At 64.3% G+C, this 14,761-nt stretch carries 17 protein-coding genes; 9 read left to right on the top strand and 8 right to left on the bottom strand.

Annotated elements, in window-relative coordinates:
* Positions 1–20: 20 nt before the first annotated feature.
* Genes ABM562_RS02835 through ABM562_RS02800 form a run of 8 tightly spaced genes read left to right on the top strand, consistent with a single transcriptional unit; the run spans position 21 to position 6,127 of the window.
* Positions 21–1,223 carry a PepSY-associated TM helix domain-containing protein gene (locus tag ABM562_RS02835; RefSeq protein WP_115086242.1) on the top strand — a complete coding sequence of 401 codons (1,203 nt, stop codon included), beginning with the start codon at positions 21–23 and terminating at the stop codon, positions 1,221–1,223.
* Positions 1,220–1,756: a thiamine pyrophosphate-binding protein gene (locus ABM562_RS02830; protein ID WP_233674645.1), complete on the top strand. Its 537-nt coding sequence runs from the start codon at positions 1,220–1,222 to the stop codon at positions 1,754–1,756. The genes ABM562_RS02835 and ABM562_RS02830 overlap by 4 nt, the downstream gene beginning before the upstream one ends.
* Positions 1,756–2,070, top strand: coding sequence for a hypothetical protein (locus ABM562_RS02825; protein WP_115086240.1), 315 nt, complete (start codon positions 1,756–1,758; stop codon positions 2,068–2,070). Before ABM562_RS02830 ends, ABM562_RS02825 begins: the two co-directional genes overlap by 1 nt.
* Complete coding sequence (locus ABM562_RS02820; protein ID WP_346616902.1) at positions 2,067–2,633, top strand: DUF6162 family protein; 567 nt, start codon at positions 2,067–2,069, stop codon at positions 2,631–2,633. Before ABM562_RS02825 ends, ABM562_RS02820 begins: the two co-directional genes overlap by 4 nt.
* A 14-nt stretch (positions 2,634–2,647) precedes the next feature.
* Entirely contained in the window at positions 2,648–3,565 is a 918-nt protein-coding gene (locus ABM562_RS02815; protein WP_115086238.1) for a metal ABC transporter substrate-binding protein, read from the top strand.
* Positions 3,562–4,311, top strand: a complete 750-nt coding sequence (locus ABM562_RS02810; RefSeq protein ID WP_346616903.1) for a metal ABC transporter ATP-binding protein — start codon at positions 3,562–3,564, stop codon at positions 4,309–4,311. The genes ABM562_RS02815 and ABM562_RS02810 overlap by 4 nt, the downstream gene beginning before the upstream one ends.
* A complete protein-coding gene (locus ABM562_RS02805) occupies positions 4,311–5,210 on the top strand; it encodes a metal ABC transporter permease (RefSeq protein ID WP_115086236.1) in 900 nt (299 codons plus the stop codon). Before ABM562_RS02810 ends, ABM562_RS02805 begins: the two co-directional genes overlap by 1 nt.
* On the top strand, positions 5,207–6,127 hold the full coding sequence (locus tag ABM562_RS02800; protein ID WP_233674647.1) for a metal ABC transporter solute-binding protein, Zn/Mn family: 921 nt from the start codon (positions 5,207–5,209) through the stop codon (positions 6,125–6,127). The genes ABM562_RS02805 and ABM562_RS02800 overlap by 4 nt, the downstream gene beginning before the upstream one ends.
* A gap of 100 nt (positions 6,128–6,227) precedes the next feature.
* Here the strand turns inward: ABM562_RS02800 and ABM562_RS02795 are convergent, their stop codons facing one another.
* From ABM562_RS02795 to ABM562_RS02760, 8 genes are all read right to left on the bottom strand, one after another.
* Positions 6,228–7,307: a DUF1615 domain-containing protein gene (locus ABM562_RS02795; RefSeq protein WP_166675666.1), complete on the bottom strand. Its 1,080-nt coding sequence runs from the start codon at positions 7,305–7,307 to the stop codon at positions 6,228–6,230.
* 60 nt (positions 7,308–7,367) lie between these two features.
* Complete coding sequence (locus tag ABM562_RS02790) at positions 7,368–8,036, bottom strand: hypothetical protein (RefSeq protein WP_460420732.1); 669 nt, start codon at positions 8,034–8,036, stop codon at positions 7,368–7,370.
* A gap of 85 nt (positions 8,037–8,121) precedes the next feature.
* Positions 8,122–8,673, bottom strand: coding sequence for a hydrolase (locus ABM562_RS02785; RefSeq protein ID WP_115086233.1), 552 nt, complete (start codon positions 8,671–8,673; stop codon positions 8,122–8,124).
* A gap of 63 nt (positions 8,674–8,736) precedes the next feature.
* Positions 8,737–9,456, bottom strand: coding sequence for a thioesterase II family protein (locus ABM562_RS02780; RefSeq protein ID WP_115086232.1), 720 nt, complete (start codon positions 9,454–9,456; stop codon positions 8,737–8,739).
* A gap of 9 nt (positions 9,457–9,465) precedes the next feature.
* Positions 9,466–9,690: an MbtH family protein gene (locus ABM562_RS02775; RefSeq protein ID WP_115086231.1), complete on the bottom strand. Its 225-nt coding sequence runs from the start codon at positions 9,688–9,690 to the stop codon at positions 9,466–9,468.
* 82 nt (positions 9,691–9,772) lie between these two features.
* Entirely contained in the window at positions 9,773–11,125 is a 1,353-nt protein-coding gene (locus ABM562_RS02770; protein ID WP_233674650.1) for a vWA domain-containing protein, read from the bottom strand.
* A 156-nt stretch (positions 11,126–11,281) separates the two neighbouring features.
* On the bottom strand, positions 11,282–12,370 hold the full coding sequence (locus ABM562_RS02765) for a polyamine ABC transporter substrate-binding protein (RefSeq protein WP_460420729.1): 1,089 nt from the start codon (positions 12,368–12,370) through the stop codon (positions 11,282–11,284).
* Positions 12,371–12,420: 50 nt separating this feature from the next.
* A complete protein-coding gene (locus ABM562_RS02760; RefSeq protein ID WP_460420727.1) occupies positions 12,421–13,722 on the bottom strand; it encodes an NAD(P)/FAD-dependent oxidoreductase in 1,302 nt (433 codons plus the stop codon).
* A gap of 132 nt (positions 13,723–13,854) precedes the next feature.
* Between ABM562_RS02760 and ABM562_RS02755 the strand changes: the two genes are divergently transcribed.
* Entirely contained in the window at positions 13,855–14,727 is an 873-nt protein-coding gene (locus ABM562_RS02755; RefSeq protein WP_115086228.1) for a LysR substrate-binding domain-containing protein, read from the top strand.
* Positions 14,728–14,761 lie beyond the last annotated feature (34 nt).

Here is a 14,761-nt window from a genome sequence, read left to right as displayed (position 1 = left end):
TCTCTGAAAAGACACCTGCAATGTCCCAGAAAGCGAAAAAGTCCAAATCCAGGCTGTGGTTCCTGGTCCATAGCTGGCTCGCCCTGCCGATCTGGTTTTTCGTCCTGATCGTCTGCGTCACCGGCACCCTGGCGGTGGTCAGCCAGGAAATCGTCTGGCTGGCCAACCCCGATGTGCGCGCCAGCAAGCCTGATGGCGACGCCGAGCGGCTGAGCTTCCAGCAGGTGCTCGATGCCCTGCACAAGGCCGAGCCGGACATGGCCGTGAACTTCATCAGCCAGCCGGATGGCTCGCACTTCGCCCTCACCGCCTCCGTGGTATTCCCCGACGGCAGCGCGCCGACCCTGTACGTCAACCCCTACACCGGGGCGATCCAGGGCAAGAGCCCGTCGTTCAGCTTCGAGGCCTTCACCCGTGCCCTGCACGGCTGGTGGCTGGTGCCGTTCACCAATGGCTACAGCTGGGGCTGGTACCTGGTGTCGCTGCTCGGCCTGCCGATGCTGGCCTCGCTGGTCACCGGGCTGGTGGTCTATAAACGGTTCTGGAAAGGTTTCTTTAAGCCGACCTTGCGCTTCAACCATGGCGCGCGGATCTTCTGGGGCGACTTCCACCGCCTGAGCGGCATCTGGTCGATCTGGTTCATTGCGGTGATTTCCATCACCGGCACCTGGTTCCTGATCCAGGCGATCCTGGGTGACAACCACATCACCCTCTCCACGGAACCGGTGGTGCCGGTGATTGCCCGTGAAGACGTGCCACGCACCGAATCGGGTGCACCGGCCCCGCGCATCAGCCTGGATGACGCCACGCGCATCGCCAAGGAGCAGATCCCTGGCCTGGACGTGAGCTTCGTCTCCCTGCCCGGCAATGCCTATGCCCACGTCTACCTGGGCGGACGCGGCTGGTACCCGTTGATGTTCCAGACCGTCAACGTCAACCCGTACAACAGCAAGATCGAGTCGCAGTTCCTGATCGACGACCGCTCGACCCTGGAGTTCGTCACCGAATCCATGCGCCCGCTGCACACCGGCGACTTCGGCGGCCTGGCGATCAAGCTGATCTGGGCTTTCTTCGGCCTGGTGCTGTCGATGATGGTCTTGAGCGGCCTGCTGATCTGGACCAAGCGTACTGCCCAGGCCACCGCCGCCGCCCTCAAACGCGAGCAGAGGCCTCGCAAGCAAATCGCCACCGCTACCGATACCGCCACGGAGGCCAGCCTATGAGCAAGGCAGCAGTTGCGCCGCAAAGCCCGTTGAGCCGTTTCTGGCACAAATGGCGCTTTCACCTGAACATCCTGTTGTTGCTGATTCCGCTCGGCTTCATGCCCAAGTACTTTGCCGACGCGGCGTTGTTTCGCGGTGACAGCGGCCTGGGCGAGCGTGAGCTGGGCGAGATCAAAGTCGGCCCCTGGAGCGTGCAGCTGGCCGAGTTGCGCGATGAAGCTCCGCGCGCCGATGGCCCTGCCGGTTACTTCAAGGCCTTCAATCTGGCCCTGTGCCAGGCCTGTATCCCCGAGGTCAAGGCGGCTTACCTGCGCATCGGCAAGCCGCGCAGCCTGCGTGCCGCCGGGACAATCTTCTTCGGCACCCCGTACCGCATGAGCACCGGCCTGCCAATCCCGCTCAAGACCCGCGCGGACGCCGACATCTGGATCACCCTCGAAGGCTGGGACGGCAGCATGCACCAGGCCGCCGTGCCGCTGAGCAAGGCTTCGCCGGCCACCGTTGCCTGGCTGAACAAACAAGGAGGCAAATGATGAAGTCCCGCAAGCTGCTCCTGCCGTTACTGCTGCTCGGCGCTGCCGGCCCGGCCCTGGCCCACAACCCGATGTGCGAATGCAAGCCGATCGATGGTGAGCAGATCGAATGCACCGGCGGCTTTTCCGACGGTAGCGGCGCGCCCGGTGTAACCCTCGATGTGATCGGCTACAACGAAGAGATCCTCGTGCCGGGCAAGCTTGGTGAAAACTCCAAGCTGACTTTCAAGCGCCCGGACGGCGAGTTCTACGTGCTGTTCGACGCCGGCCCCGGCCATGTGGTGGAAATCGACTACGCAGATATCGAGCAATGAGCCGCGTCCAGGTGGTGCGCCCGGCCGGCGCCGGGCATGAAACCTTGTACGTGCTGCTGGTCAGCCTGCTGATCCTCGCGGTGGCCGCCGGCATCGTTGCCCTGCGCGGCGAACGGCATGACGAGGTGAGCATCGAGGCCCACCAACTGGATGCCCGCCGCGACCTCAATGCGGCCGAGCAAGGGGTGTACGCCGACCTGCGGGTGGCCTTCGACGAGATCCAGGCACGCCGCGAAGAGGAGCCGCAACTGCTGGCTGTCGAAGTCCTCGCCGAAGAAGGTTTCCCTCCATTTGTGCTCGACGCCAGTAGCGCCAGCCGCGGCCAGCACCAGTGGCAACTGCTGCAGGAGCGTGCCTATCTGGGCCTGAGCCAGGCCAGCGCGGTGGCCGGCAGTTTCCTCCTGCTGGTGCCTGAAGCCCAGGACGGCGCCGCCGATGTCTGGCTGCAGCGCAGCCCCGCCGCCGTGCCTGCCGACTTCAGCCAGGCCGCCCTGATCGCCGCCGGCTGGCAACAGATCGCCGCCCACTACGACGCCGGCGTCACCCGCCAGCATAGTCACTGACACAAGGACGCCCCATGTTTCGCGCCACCCTCGCCCGTCGTCTTCTAAGTGTGTTCCTGGCCTGCGCCCTGCCCGCCCTGGCCCTTGCCGATAACGGCAAGCCGCTGCGCATCGGCATCACCCTGCATCCGTACTACAGCTACGTGAGCAATATCGTCGGTGACAAGGCCGAGGTGGTGCCGCTGATTCCGGCCGGCTTCAACCCCCACGCCTACGAGCCACGAGCCGAGGACATCAAGCGCATCGGCACCCTGGATGTGATCGTGCTCAACGGTGTTGGCCATGACGATTTTGCCGACCGCATGATCGCCGCCAGCGAAAAGCCCACCATCGCCACCATCGAATCGAACAGCAACGTACCGCTGCTGGCCGCTACCGGCGTGGCTGCACGCGGTGCCGGCAAGGTGGTCAACCCGCACACTTTCCTGTCGATCAGCGCCAGCATCGCCCAGGTCAACAATATCGCCCGCGAGCTGGGCAAGCTCGACCCGGACAACGCCAAGTACTACAGCCAGAACGCCCGCGCCTACGCCAAGCGCCTGCGCAAGCTGCGTGCCGAAGCCCTGGCCCAGGTCACCGAAGCGCCGGGTGCGGAATTTCGCGTGGCGACCATCCACGCTGCCTACGACTACCTGGTGCGCGAGTTCGGCCTGGAAGTCACCGCCGTGGTAGAACCGGCCCACGGCATCGAGCCCAGCCCCAGCCAGCTGAAAAAGACCATCGACCAGCTCAAGGCCCTGGACGTGAAAGTGATCTTCTCGGAGATGGACTTCCCCTCGGCCTACGTCGAAACCATCCAGCGTGAATCGGGGGTGAAGATCTACCCGCTGACGCACATCTCCTACGGCGATTACAGCAAGGAGAAGTACGAAGTCGAGATGAAGCGCAACCTCGACACCGTGGTGCGGGCGATCAAGGAGTCCCAGGCATGACCGTGGCGCAACCGCTGATCAACCGCGCCTGCGGGCCGGACATCGCCTTTGCCGAGATCGACCTGACCCTGGGCCGCACGCGAATCCTCGACAAGGTCAGCTTCAACGTCGCCGCCGGCAGCGTGCATGCGCTGGTCGGGCCCAATGGCGGCGGCAAGAGCTCGCTGATCAAGACCCTGCTCGGACAGATGCCGCACCACGGCCAGTTGACCCTGACCTGGCCGGGTGAAGAGCAGATCATCGGCTACGTGCCCCAGGCCCTGGAATTCGACCGTGGCCTGCCGATGACCGTGGATGATTTCATGGCCGCCATGTGCCAGCGTCGCCCGGCTTTTCTCGGCTTGTCACGCAAGGTGGCGCCCGCCATCGATGCCGCGCTGCAGCGGGTCGGCATGCTCGACAAGCGCAAGCGGCGCATGGGTGCCCTCTCCGGTGGCGAGCGCCAGCGCGTACTGCTGGCCCAGGGACTGATCCCGGCGCCGCAACTGCTGGTGCTCGATGAGCCGATGTCGGCGCTGGACGAGGCTGGTATCCAGGTGTTCGAACGCCTGCTGCACGAGTGGCGCGCCGCCGGGACCACGGTGCTGTGGATCGAGCATGACCTGGAAGCCGTGGCACGCCTGGCCGACCGCGTCACCGGCCTCAGCCGCCGGGTGCTGTTCGATGCGCCACCGAAACAGGCGCTGACCCCGGACCGCCTGCTCAGCCTGTTCTCCATCCACCCGCGCAGCGAGAGCATCGCCTGATGAACTACGAAGAATTTCGCCTGCTGATCCAGGGTTGGGCTACCGCCGGCTACCTGCCCGAAGCCCTGGCCTATGGTTTTGTGGTCAATGCCCTGCTTGCCGGCCTGATGATCGGCCCGGTGCTCGGCGGCCTCGGTACCCTGGTGGTGGTCAAGCGCTTTGCCTTCTTCTCCGAAGCCGTCGGCCATGCGGCGCTGACCGGAGTAGCCATCGGCATTTTGCTCGGCGAACCCTACACCGGCCCCTACGGCAGCCTGTTCGGCTACTGCCTGCTGTTCGGCATCCTGCTGAACTTTCTGCGCAACCGCACCGGCCTGTCGCCCGACACGTTGATCGGCGTGTTCCTCTCGGTGTCCCTGGCCCTGGGCGCCAGCCTGCTGCTGATGCTGGCCGGCAAGATCAACGTGCACATCCTCGAGAACGTGCTGTTCGGCTCGGTGCTGACCGTCAGCGGCCAGGACCTGCTGGTGCTCGGCATCGTCGGCAGCCTGGTGCTGGCCCTGGCCCTGCCGCTGTACAACCGCATCATGCTGGCCAGCTTCAACCCGCAGCTGGCAGCGGTGCGCGGCGTCGCGGTGAAGCGCCTGGACTACCTGTTCGTGGTGCTGGTGACCCTGGTCACCGTGGCCGCGGTGAAAGTCATCGGCGCGATCCTGGTCGGCGCCCTGCTGGTGATTCCGGCAGCGGCGGCGCGCTTGATCAGCCAGTCGCTCAAGGGTTTTTTCTGGGCCTCGGTGCTGATTGCCACCCTGAGCACCCTGGTGGGCATTCTGCTGCCGATCGTCTTCGACCTGCCGGTGCCTTCGGGTGCGGCGATCATCCTCGTCGCCGGCTGCTGCTTCGCCCTCGCCGCCCTCGCCCGCGGCCTTGTTCCACGCCTGCAAGGAAACCCGGCATGACCTTCAAACTCCAGCACCTGTGCCTGGCCCTGGCGCTCGCCGGCCTGCCGACCCTGAGCCTGGCCCAGAGCGCCCCCGCGGCGGCCAGGCAACAAGCGGCCGGGGTCACCGTCCTGGCTTCGCTGCCGGTGACCAACACCCTGGCCAGCGCCCTGCTCGACGGTACTTCGGTAAAAGTGCAGCGTGCGGCGCCGGCGAACATTCCGGCCTCGCGCCAGCCGTCGTACTTCAGTGGCCGCGGTGGTGCCAGCCTGCAAAAAGCCGCTGGCGGCGCCGACGCGGTGATCGGCCTGCGCTCGATCTGGAGCGACGACCCGCTGTACCCGGTGGCCCGGCGCAGCAATATCCGCATCGTCGAGATCGACGCCGCGCGCCCGGTCGATGGTGCCCTGCCGGGCATCGCCGTGCAGGGCAACAACGCCTTTGCCGGCTACCCCTGGCTCAACCCGAGCAACCTTGGGCGCATGGCCGATGTGCTGGCCAACGACCTGGGGCGCTTGAGCCCGGCGGACCAACCGAAGATCCAGAGCAACCTGGCGGCCCTCAAGCGCCAGCTGCTGGAGCTCAGTGCCGGCAGCGAAGCGCGCCTGGCCGAAGCGGACAACCTCAGTGTGGTCAACCTGTCGGATCGCCTGGACTACCTGGTCAGCGGTTTGAACCTGGACCTGATCGATCACCCGCAGGTGGCCGATGACCAGTGGGATGCGGCGGCGCTCAAGCGCCTTGGCGATGAACTCAAGGGCCAGGAGGTGGCGCTGGTGCTGCATCACAAGCAGCCGAGCAAGGCAGTGGCCGAGGTGATCGCCGCGTCCGGAGCCAAGCTGCTGGTGGTGGAGACCGATGCCCAGGATTCGCTGGCGGGGTTGAAGGCCAGTGTCGAGCAGGTGGTGGGGGCGTTGGTGGCGGGTAGCAGCTGACCTTGGCTATTTTGGGGCTGCTTTGCAGCCCATCGTCGGCAAAGCCAACTCCCACAGGTATTGTGGGAGCTGGCTTGCCAGCGATAGCTTCACCACCGACTCATCGCTTCATACAGCGCTGATAGCGCTCATCCACCCGTTTGGCAAACCAGGCCGTGGTCAGTTTGCGGGTGATCTTCGGGCTTTTCAGCTCGATCCCCGGCAGCTGCGCCCGTGCCACGGCCTTGCCCGCCGCGCCATCGGCCAGGGCATAAACGCCCTTGTACAAGCGGGTGTCTTCAAACTCCAGGCTGTCGCCCTTCTCCAGCTGGTTGCGGATGCTGACATTGCGCAAATCCAGCTTCAGCCCCAGGCGCCTTGCCGCCTGCTCGGTGGTACCGGGCATGATCGCCCCCGGCGCGATCAGGTCGCCGTCCAGCGCCAGCGCCACGCCCGTGGCCCGGCTCAAGGCACTCTGGAATGCCGCGTTGCGGCTGGCGTACCAACCGGCATTGAAGTCACCAAAGCGATAGAGCTGGCGATCATAGTGGGTGGGGTAACCGAGCAGGTGGGCGATGCCGAAGTACATGCCGCCGCGCCGACTGAAGACTTCCTGGCGGATGGTGCCGCCATAGGGATAGGGATAGTCCTGGGCATGCTGTTCGGCAAAGTCGATGCTGACCTGCATCGGCCCGCCGGTGCGCACCGGGTTCAAGCCGCCGAGCAGGGTCTTGCCCATGGGCAAGGCACCGATCAATTCATCGAACAGGTCGCTGAGCTCTTTTTCGCTGCGCACCGCATCCAGCCGCTGGCCATAGGTCTTGCCGGTCGGCGAGCGGGTTTGCAGGGTGGCGTCGATCAGCAGGTTGGGGATATGCAGGCTGGCGGCGCGGCGGTCGATCTCTTGCCGGGCGATGCGGCCCAGACCCGGTACTTTCGGGTCGGCCTGGAAGGTCGACTCCTGTTCGGTGACCGCCAGCACTGCGCACAGGTTGCTCTTGCTGGCGGTGATCTTCTGCGCGGCAAAGGCGCTCTGGATATCCCGCGCCCAGCCTTCGCGGTCCTTGGCGGTGGCCGGCAGCAGGCGCACGATCTGGGCGCGCACCTTGGCCGGGGCCTGCTCAGGCGCTTCACGCTGGGTGACGCAGCCCTGAACGGCCAACGCCACGCTGATAACAACCAGCCAACCGGGTAATTGCATGGGCTCTCCCGCCGCGTCTGGCAATAGCTGCACAGTAGCGGCGGGCGGCCACGACTGCAATCAGCAGCCTGGTTTGGTCAGTTGCGTACCAAGGGTCACTGCGGTGATGGCCACCGGCTTGAAGCTCTGCAGGGCGACCGGGTCGAAGCTGCGTTCGCAGTTGTATTTGTTGTCGATGACAAAGTCATCGCCCTTGCGCTTCTTCATTTCGTCCGCCCATTTTTGCGAGGCAGCAATGGCCTCATCATCGATGAGTATGGCTTCGACCAGGACCTGAGTGAAGCCGACCGCACGGGGCCCTTCCCACAGGGCATACACCGACGGATCGGCGGCGTTGCCACACATCGTCAGACAGTCGGCATAGAACTCCAGCGGGCCACCGGTGGACTCATGCAGGGCGGCAAAGGTCAGCGGCTGGTTGGCGGGCGGGGCGAAGGTGCCGATGAACGAGCCGAGGTCGGCCTTGCAGGTCGGCGACAGCTCCAGGCGCAGGTCGTTGATGCTGCCGCCGGTTGCGTCGGCAGTGATTTCGCAGCCCTGCACCTTGTAGGTGTGCTTGTCGCCGAAGCTGGTGCGGGCGACGCCTGCGACCGATTCGAAATACTTGAGGTTGGTGCCGAGCATTTCACCATTGAAGACCTGGGCAACAGTGGCGTTGGCCTGGGCGATCATCGGCAGGCAAGCCAGGGCCAGGGTCGAGCCGATAGTCAGCAGTGCACGCGATTTCATCTGAACATCCTGTAAGCAATCAAGTGCCGCGCACTTTAATGCAGCGCCGCGCGCAACACCACTGGCCAGCGTCTCAGTTCGACGCTTACGGCTGCTCGCCCACCATGTAGGTCTTGCTGATATGACGGAACTGCTCATGGGCCGAGCTGCCCATCAGTTCGAACACCACCATCTCGCGGGTGACGATCTGCGCCCCGGCCGCGCGCATGCGGGCAATGGCGGCGTCGCGATTGTGGGCCCCGCGACAATCGCAGGCATCCTCGACCACGAATACCTGCTTGCCCAGTGCCAGCAGGCCGAGCACGGTTTGCAGCACGCAGATGTGGGTTTCCATGCCGCACACAACCACCTGCTCGCGAGCCAGCAGCGATGCGGGCAGGCATTCGGCAGCGACGCAGGAGAAGTGCAGCTTCTCCACCACCTGGGCACCTGGCGAAGCTTCCTTGAGTTCGGCCACGGTCGGCCCCAGGCCCTTGGGATACTGCTCGGAAAACACCGTCGGCAACCCCAGGGTGGCGGTCGCTGCCAACAACCAACGGGTGCGCGCCAGGGTGCCGGCCGGGTCGCTCACCGCGCCAATGAGTTTTTCCTGAACATCGATGACCAGCAAGCTGGCCTGGTTCGGCTTGATCAACATCGCATGCACCTGTGTTCCGGGTAAACCTCAAGGCTCGCCCATTCACCGTCGCTGCGTCAATGTTCAAGCCGACAGGCGATGGGGCTCCAGGGCCGCGCTGAGCACGCCGAGAACGCGCTCTTCATGCTCATGGATGAAGAAGTGTCCCCCTGGGAATACCTCCAGCGAGAAGTCACCGACACTCTCCTGACGCCAGGCCAGCAATTGCGCCTCGCTGGCTTTGTCGTCTTCCCCGCCCAATACATGCAAGGGGCAATGCAGGGGCGGACGCTGACGATAGACATAACGCCCGCACAGCAGAAAATCGGCGCGCAGCACCGGCAGGGTCAGGCTCATCAGCTCCTGGTTGGCCAGCACCTCTTCCGGCGTACCCTGCAGCTTGCGCAGCTCGTCGATCAGCACCTCATCGCTCTTGGGCTCACGCCAGTTGCCGCCGTCATAGTCTTCACGCCGGGTTGGCGCGGCCGTGCCGCAGGCAAACAGCGCCACCGGCGGCGGGCAGCCCAGCGCCTGCAGCTCGTGGGCCAGCTCGAAGGCAAGCAAGGCCCCCAGGCTGTGGCCGAGCAAGGCATAGGGCTGACTGGCTGCCAGACGCTGCTCGCTGGCCAACTGGCGGGCCAGCACCTGCATGTCAGTCAATAACGGCTCGCCCAAGCGCGCACCGCGCCCGGGCAGCTCCACCGGGCGCACGCTCAACCAGGCCGGCAGCTTGCGCCGCCAGCGGCTGTAGACCATGGCACTGGCACCGGAGTACGGCAGGCACAGCAGGGTCAATGCAGACACGCGCGCCCCTTACTGCGTCGCAGCGGTTTCGGCCATCTTCTGGCGCAGGCTCAAGGGGCGCATGTCGGTCCAGACTTCGTCGATATACGCCAGGCACTCCTTCTTCAGGCCGCTTTTGCCAACCGTGCGCCAGCCCGCCGGGATCGCCTTGTAGTCGGGCCAGATGGAATACTGCTCTTCGTGGTTGACCACTACCTGGAACACGATGTCTTCGCGGTCGAATACGGATGTCATTGCCTGTCTCCTGGATTGATTGGGCCCGTCACGCCGGTGGCGTACGGTGGCTTTCTAGAGAACGAACGACAGGCGCGACAAATTAATCCGCAGTGACCAGCACACTGGCCAGCTCACAACGCTGAAACGGACCCGAGGCCTGGCTGTCGCCGCTGACCACCACCTGCACGCTGTATGAACCCGGCACCGGGGTGTCGAGCCAGGTACCGAGCTGACCGGCAGCGGCCCCCAGGTGCACCACGCGCTGCTGGTGGGCGAGGATGTCCAGCTCCGGCAATAGCGTATGGCGCAACGCGGCGAGCCTGGCCAGGGGCTCGGCGATGCCGGTGGCACGGTCGAACGGCAGCGCCTGCACCGTGCGGAGTTGATCGTGGTACTTGACCAGGGCGTCAGCCAGGCTGAGGGTCGGCCCCTGCACGATGGCATGGGCGCGGACATTGCTGATCACCTCGCCACCGGCCTGCAGGTGCGCCGTGAGTGCCAGCGGCTGGCCAACCGCGTGGCGCGCGGCCATTTCGACGCCCAGGCGAATGTTGGCAGGCCCGCTGCGTGCCGTCACCGAGTGCTGCAACGCCCCGGCCGTGCAACTGATCGATTGCCCGCTGCCGGCGAACTCGACCTGCAGGTACCACTGCCCCGGTTCCGGGTGGGGAAGATTGAAGATGACAAAACCGGCGCCGATGATACTCGGCGCCAGCGGGCTGGTGACGCCACTGGGGTCGACCAGAGTCACCGACAGCTGATTGCCCCGCGGGCTGCCACTGGTATAGCTCACCTCGCGACTCGACCACACCAGCGACAACTGCGCCGCACCCGGACGCTGGCCGATGACCAGCGGAATCAACTGGTAGCCATGCTGGGCGATGTCGTTGAGCTGGTTGGTCAATAGCGCTGCATTGGCGCTGGTTGCGCGGATCTGGTTGTAGACCTTCATCAGGTCCACCGCGCGGGGCGCATAGAAGTAGCGCCCGCCGGTGCGCTGGGCAATCTGCTGGAGCAGGTGCTGATCGGCCTGGGGGCCCAGGGCGCAGGCCATCACCGGATAGATCGGCAGCACCTCCAGCGGTGACGGCCCGTCATTGTGCTGGCCGTCGCTCAAGAGCACGCAGGCACGCGACAACCTGGACGAATCGAGAAAACTGCGGCTGTGCTGCAAACCCAGGCCGATGGCGCTGGACAGGCCGTCAAAAGCCAACCCGGCCACCGCGGTGGCGGCACTGGCGGTGATATTGAGCAGCGGGTCGACCGTGGCCAGGCCGCCGTTGCCGGTGAACACCGTGCGCGCTTTGTGATCACAGGCCACCACGGCCAGCTTGTCACCCGCCTTGAGCAAACGCAGGAACGCCTGGGTATCGATCAGCGCCTGCTCGACGTGACCGTATTGGCTCATGCTTTCCGATATATCGATTATCGGCACTACTGAAACCGTGCTCATGCCCTGTGCTCCCTGCTCATGGGCTTTTTCTGGATCATAGCTACGGCGAATACCCTGTCAAACGACCTGGGTGACATAAAAACACCATTGGTCGGCGCTGGGTACTCAAGACAGCGCGGGTCGAGGGACGACACCCGCCCCTCGCAGCACCGGCACTCAGGTGTTGGACTTGAGCTTGGTCCACAGCCGCGTGCTCAGGCGGGCGATGGCCGGTGGCAGGTCTTCGACGGTGAAGAGTTTTTCCAGCACGTCCTTCGGCGGATAAATCGCCGCATCCTGCTTCACCGCAGGCGTGAGGAACTGATCCGCAGCGCTGTTGGGGTTGGCGTAGTGGATGCTGTTGCTGATGTTGGCGATCACTTCAGGGCTGAGCAGGTAGTTGAGGTAGGCGTAGGCGTTCTTCTCGTGGGGCGCGCTTTTGGGAATGACCAGCATGTCCATCCACAGGGTCGAGCCCTCCTCCGGGATCGAGTAGGCGATATCGATGCCGTTGTTGGCCTCCCTGGCGCTGGCCGCAGCCTGGACCACGTCGCCGTTGAAACCGATCACCGCGCAAACGTTACCGTTGGCCAGGTCGCTGATGTACTTGGAGGCATGGAAGTACTGCACATAAGGACGGATCTTCAGCAGTGCCTGCTCGGCCTGCTTGTAGTCCGCAGGCGTATGACTGTGGTGCGGCAGGCCCAGGTAGTTGAGGGTGATCGGCAGGATCTGCGTCGGGTTGTCGATGATCGCCACGCCGCACTGGCTGAGCTTCTTGATGTTCTCTTCGTCGAAGAACAGGTTCCACGAACGGGTGACGTCGGTGCTGCCGAAAATTGCCTTGATCTTCTCGACGTTGTAGCCGATGCCGGCGGTGCCCCACATGTACGGAAAACCGTACTGGTTGCCGGGGTCGTTGACCTCGAGCTTTTTCATCAGCAGCGGGTCGAGGTTCTTCCAGTTGGGCAACTGGCTCCTGTCCAGGGGCTGGATCGCCCCGGCCTTGATCAGCCGTGACATGAAGTGGTTGGAGGGGCTGACCACGTCATAGCCAGTGTTGCCGGTCATCAGCTTGGACTCGAGCACTTCGTTGCTGTCGTGAATGTCGTAGGTCGCCTTGATGCCGGTGGCCTTGGTGAAGCTGGGCAAGGTGTCGTCGGCGATGTAGCCGTTCCAGTTGGAGATGTTCACCTCTTCGACAGCGTATGAAGCGGCGGAAAACGTCGCGAGCAAGGCAACCAGGGGCAGCGTTTTGAATTGCATGATCATTCACCTTTCAAAGGAGCTTTGTTCTTGTTGGGATAGACGGTGTTCTAGATTTCAGTCCTGGCTCGCAGTGCTTCCACACGCATCCGCAGCATGGCACCGATATCGAGCAGCGGCTTGGGGGGCAACCAGCCGGGTTGCGCCCGGGCCATGACCGAGGTCAGCAGCGGCGAGCTTGCCCCGCTGGCAAGCTCTGCCAGCAAACGCCCCCACAAGGTGCCGCGGGCAACCCCGGAGCCATTGCAGCCGGCCACGGCAAACACGCCCTCTTCGACCTTGGCGAAGTACGGCTGGCCGGAGCGCGAGGCGCTGAGGTGGCCGGTCCAGGTGAACTGGATGTCTTGTGCGCTGAACCACGGAAAACGTCGCTGCAAGCCCCGCAGATGATGCTGCTGACGTTGCTGCAGTTCTCTCGGGCCAAGGTCCCGCGCGCGGTATTCGGCGGTGTTGCGGATCATCACCCGGCGGTCCGGGGTCAGCCGTACTGTGGCGCCCAGTGGCCGGGTCGAGAGCACGCCCCACGGCTCGACGTTGCCGATGGCGCTGAACTCGGCGTCGGTCATCGGTCGGGTGAGGCTGGCGCTCAATTCCATCGCGAAGGTGCCACTGGTGTCGATGCCGGCCCGTGGAACAAAGGCGTTCAGGCACACCAGTACCTGTTTGGCCTCGATGCTGCCATCGGCACTGTTGGCGCGCACGCGGCCCTGATCGAGGCGCTCAAGGCTGTTGATATCGGTGTTTTCATACAGCGTGACACTGGCTGGCAGTGCATCGAGCAAGCCCTTCACGTACTTGGCCGGTTGCAGCAAGGCGTTGCCGTTGCCGCACCAGATCGCTGCCTGGTAATGGCTGCTGCCGAGCTTGTGCTTGAGCGCCTCACCTTGCAGGAACTGCGCCTCGGCGCCGACGGCACGCAGGGTCGCCAGCTTGGCTTCGACATGGGTGAGCTTGTCCGGGTCGTTAACCGCGAAAAAGTAGCCGTCGTCGCGAAACTCGCAGTCGATGTCGTGGCGCACGATGCGCTGGCGCACTTCGTTGCTGGCGACCTGGCCGATCGCGGTATCGGTTTCGTAGTCGGCAAAGCCCCCATGGCCAAGCAATTCGTTGTCGGCCGGGTGTTCATGAGCGACGACAAAACCGGAGTTGCGTGCCGACGCGCCTTGCGCGGCGTGCTGGCGATCAACCACGACAACCCGCGCCTGCGGGTGCATTTCAGCCAGGGTATGGGCGGCACTGAGCCCGGTGATGCCAGCGCCGATCACCAGCCAGTCGGCTTTTTGCGCGCCGCTCAGGCGAGCGCGTACCGCTGAACTGCCTGCCAGGGCAATCCAGCCACATTGGTTTTTCATGCATCACCTCTCGACCTGTATGCACACAGCGCATGGACGTTTTATGCTGGTGGCGGTTGCCATGGCCAGAATCTAAAAGGTCTTTGCTGATACAACCAACGTTATAAATTCATCGGGGCATTCGAAAAACGCATGGATAAAGTTCGCCACCTGCCTTCGCTGCAAGCCCTGCAGGCGCTGGTCGAAGTTGCCGATACCGGCAGCTTCACCCAGGCCGCGCATAAGCTGTGCCTGACCCAGAGCGCAGTGAGCCGCAAGATCCAGTTGCTGGAGAGCCATTTTGGCGTAGCCATGTTCGTGCGCAGCAGCCGCAGCCTGCAGCTCACGGCCGAGGGCGAACAGGTGCTGGCCAGCGCACGGAGTATTCTCGAGCAACTAAAAACCCTCGAAGAACGCCTGTCGCCGCAACAGCGCCCGTTCCGCATCCGCATGCACGTGTCGCTGGCGGTGCGCTGGTTGCTGCCCAGGCTTAGCGAGTTCTACCGCTTGCACCCGGACATCTCGTTGTCGATCGAGACGGTGGCCACCGAGATTGTGGAACCGGCCACGGACAGTGATGCGTACATCCTTTACCTGCCCGAGCCTTCCAGTGATTCGGCCTGCTCGACACTGTTCGAGGAAACCCTGGTGCCGGTGTGCACGCCCGGCCTCGGGCTGGATTCAGAGGCAGACCTGGTGCGCTTTGCACTGCTGCATGGCTCCACCGACCAGCAGACCTGGAGCCAATGGCTGGCGGCGCGGGGCGGCAAAGCGCTGGCGGATTACCGGCACATACCGTTCAACCTCGACGAATTGGCGCTGGATGCGGCGGCGCGAGGCTTGGGGGTGGCGATGACCGACCTGACCCTGGCCGCGGAATCGATTGATCGCGGCGTGCTGATCGTGCCGTTCGGGCAGCCACTGAAGACCGGCGGGGTGTATTCGTTGTGCCTGCAGGCCGCAGGAGCCGGGCATCCGGCGTGCGCGGTGGTGATGCAGTGGTTTGCCGAGCAGCGCGGTGGCTGATCCTGTTACATTTACCGCCTGTCCAACCCTCCAG

Source organism: Pseudomonas sp. ZL2 (genome assembly GCF_054788455.1).
Note: the sequence above shows the minus strand (reverse complement) of the source record. Positions and strands in the feature narration are given on the sequence as shown.

Coding starts and splice junctions, on each gene's coding strand:
- ABM562_RS02835 (WP_115086242.1), top strand. CDS start 21: ATGTCCCAGAAAGCGAAAAAGTCCAAATCCAGGCTGTGGTTCCTGGTC.
- ABM562_RS02830 (WP_233674645.1), top strand. CDS start 1,220: ATGAGCAAGGCAGCAGTTGCGCCGCAAAGCCCGTTGAGCCGTTTCTGG.
- ABM562_RS02825 (WP_115086240.1), top strand. CDS start 1,756: ATGAAGTCCCGCAAGCTGCTCCTGCCGTTACTGCTGCTCGGCGCTGCC.
- ABM562_RS02820 (WP_346616902.1), top strand. CDS start 2,067: ATGAGCCGCGTCCAGGTGGTGCGCCCGGCCGGCGCCGGGCATGAAACC.
- ABM562_RS02815 (WP_115086238.1), top strand. CDS start 2,648: ATGTTTCGCGCCACCCTCGCCCGTCGTCTTCTAAGTGTGTTCCTGGCC.
- ABM562_RS02810 (WP_346616903.1), top strand. CDS start 3,562: ATGACCGTGGCGCAACCGCTGATCAACCGCGCCTGCGGGCCGGACATC.
- ABM562_RS02805 (WP_115086236.1), top strand. CDS start 4,311: ATGAACTACGAAGAATTTCGCCTGCTGATCCAGGGTTGGGCTACCGCC.
- ABM562_RS02800 (WP_233674647.1), top strand. CDS start 5,207: ATGACCTTCAAACTCCAGCACCTGTGCCTGGCCCTGGCGCTCGCCGGC.
- ABM562_RS02795 (WP_166675666.1), bottom strand. CDS start 7,307: ATGCAATTACCCGGTTGGCTGGTTGTTATCAGCGTGGCGTTGGCCGTT.
- ABM562_RS02790 (WP_460420732.1), bottom strand. CDS start 8,036: ATGAAATCGCGTGCACTGCTGACTATCGGCTCGACCCTGGCCCTGGCT.
- ABM562_RS02785 (WP_115086233.1), bottom strand. CDS start 8,673: ATGTTGATCAAGCCGAACCAGGCCAGCTTGCTGGTCATCGATGTTCAG.
- ABM562_RS02775 (WP_115086231.1), bottom strand. CDS start 9,690: ATGACATCCGTATTCGACCGCGAAGACATCGTGTTCCAGGTAGTGGTC.
- ABM562_RS02770 (WP_233674650.1), bottom strand. CDS start 11,125: ATGAGCACGGTTTCAGTAGTGCCGATAATCGATATATCGGAAAGCATG.
- ABM562_RS02765 (WP_460420729.1), bottom strand. CDS start 12,370: ATGCAATTCAAAACGCTGCCCCTGGTTGCCTTGCTCGCGACGTTTTCC.
- ABM562_RS02760 (WP_460420727.1), bottom strand. CDS start 13,722: ATGAAAAACCAATGTGGCTGGATTGCCCTGGCAGGCAGTTCAGCGGTA.
- ABM562_RS02755 (WP_115086228.1), top strand. CDS start 13,855: ATGGATAAAGTTCGCCACCTGCCTTCGCTGCAAGCCCTGCAGGCGCTG.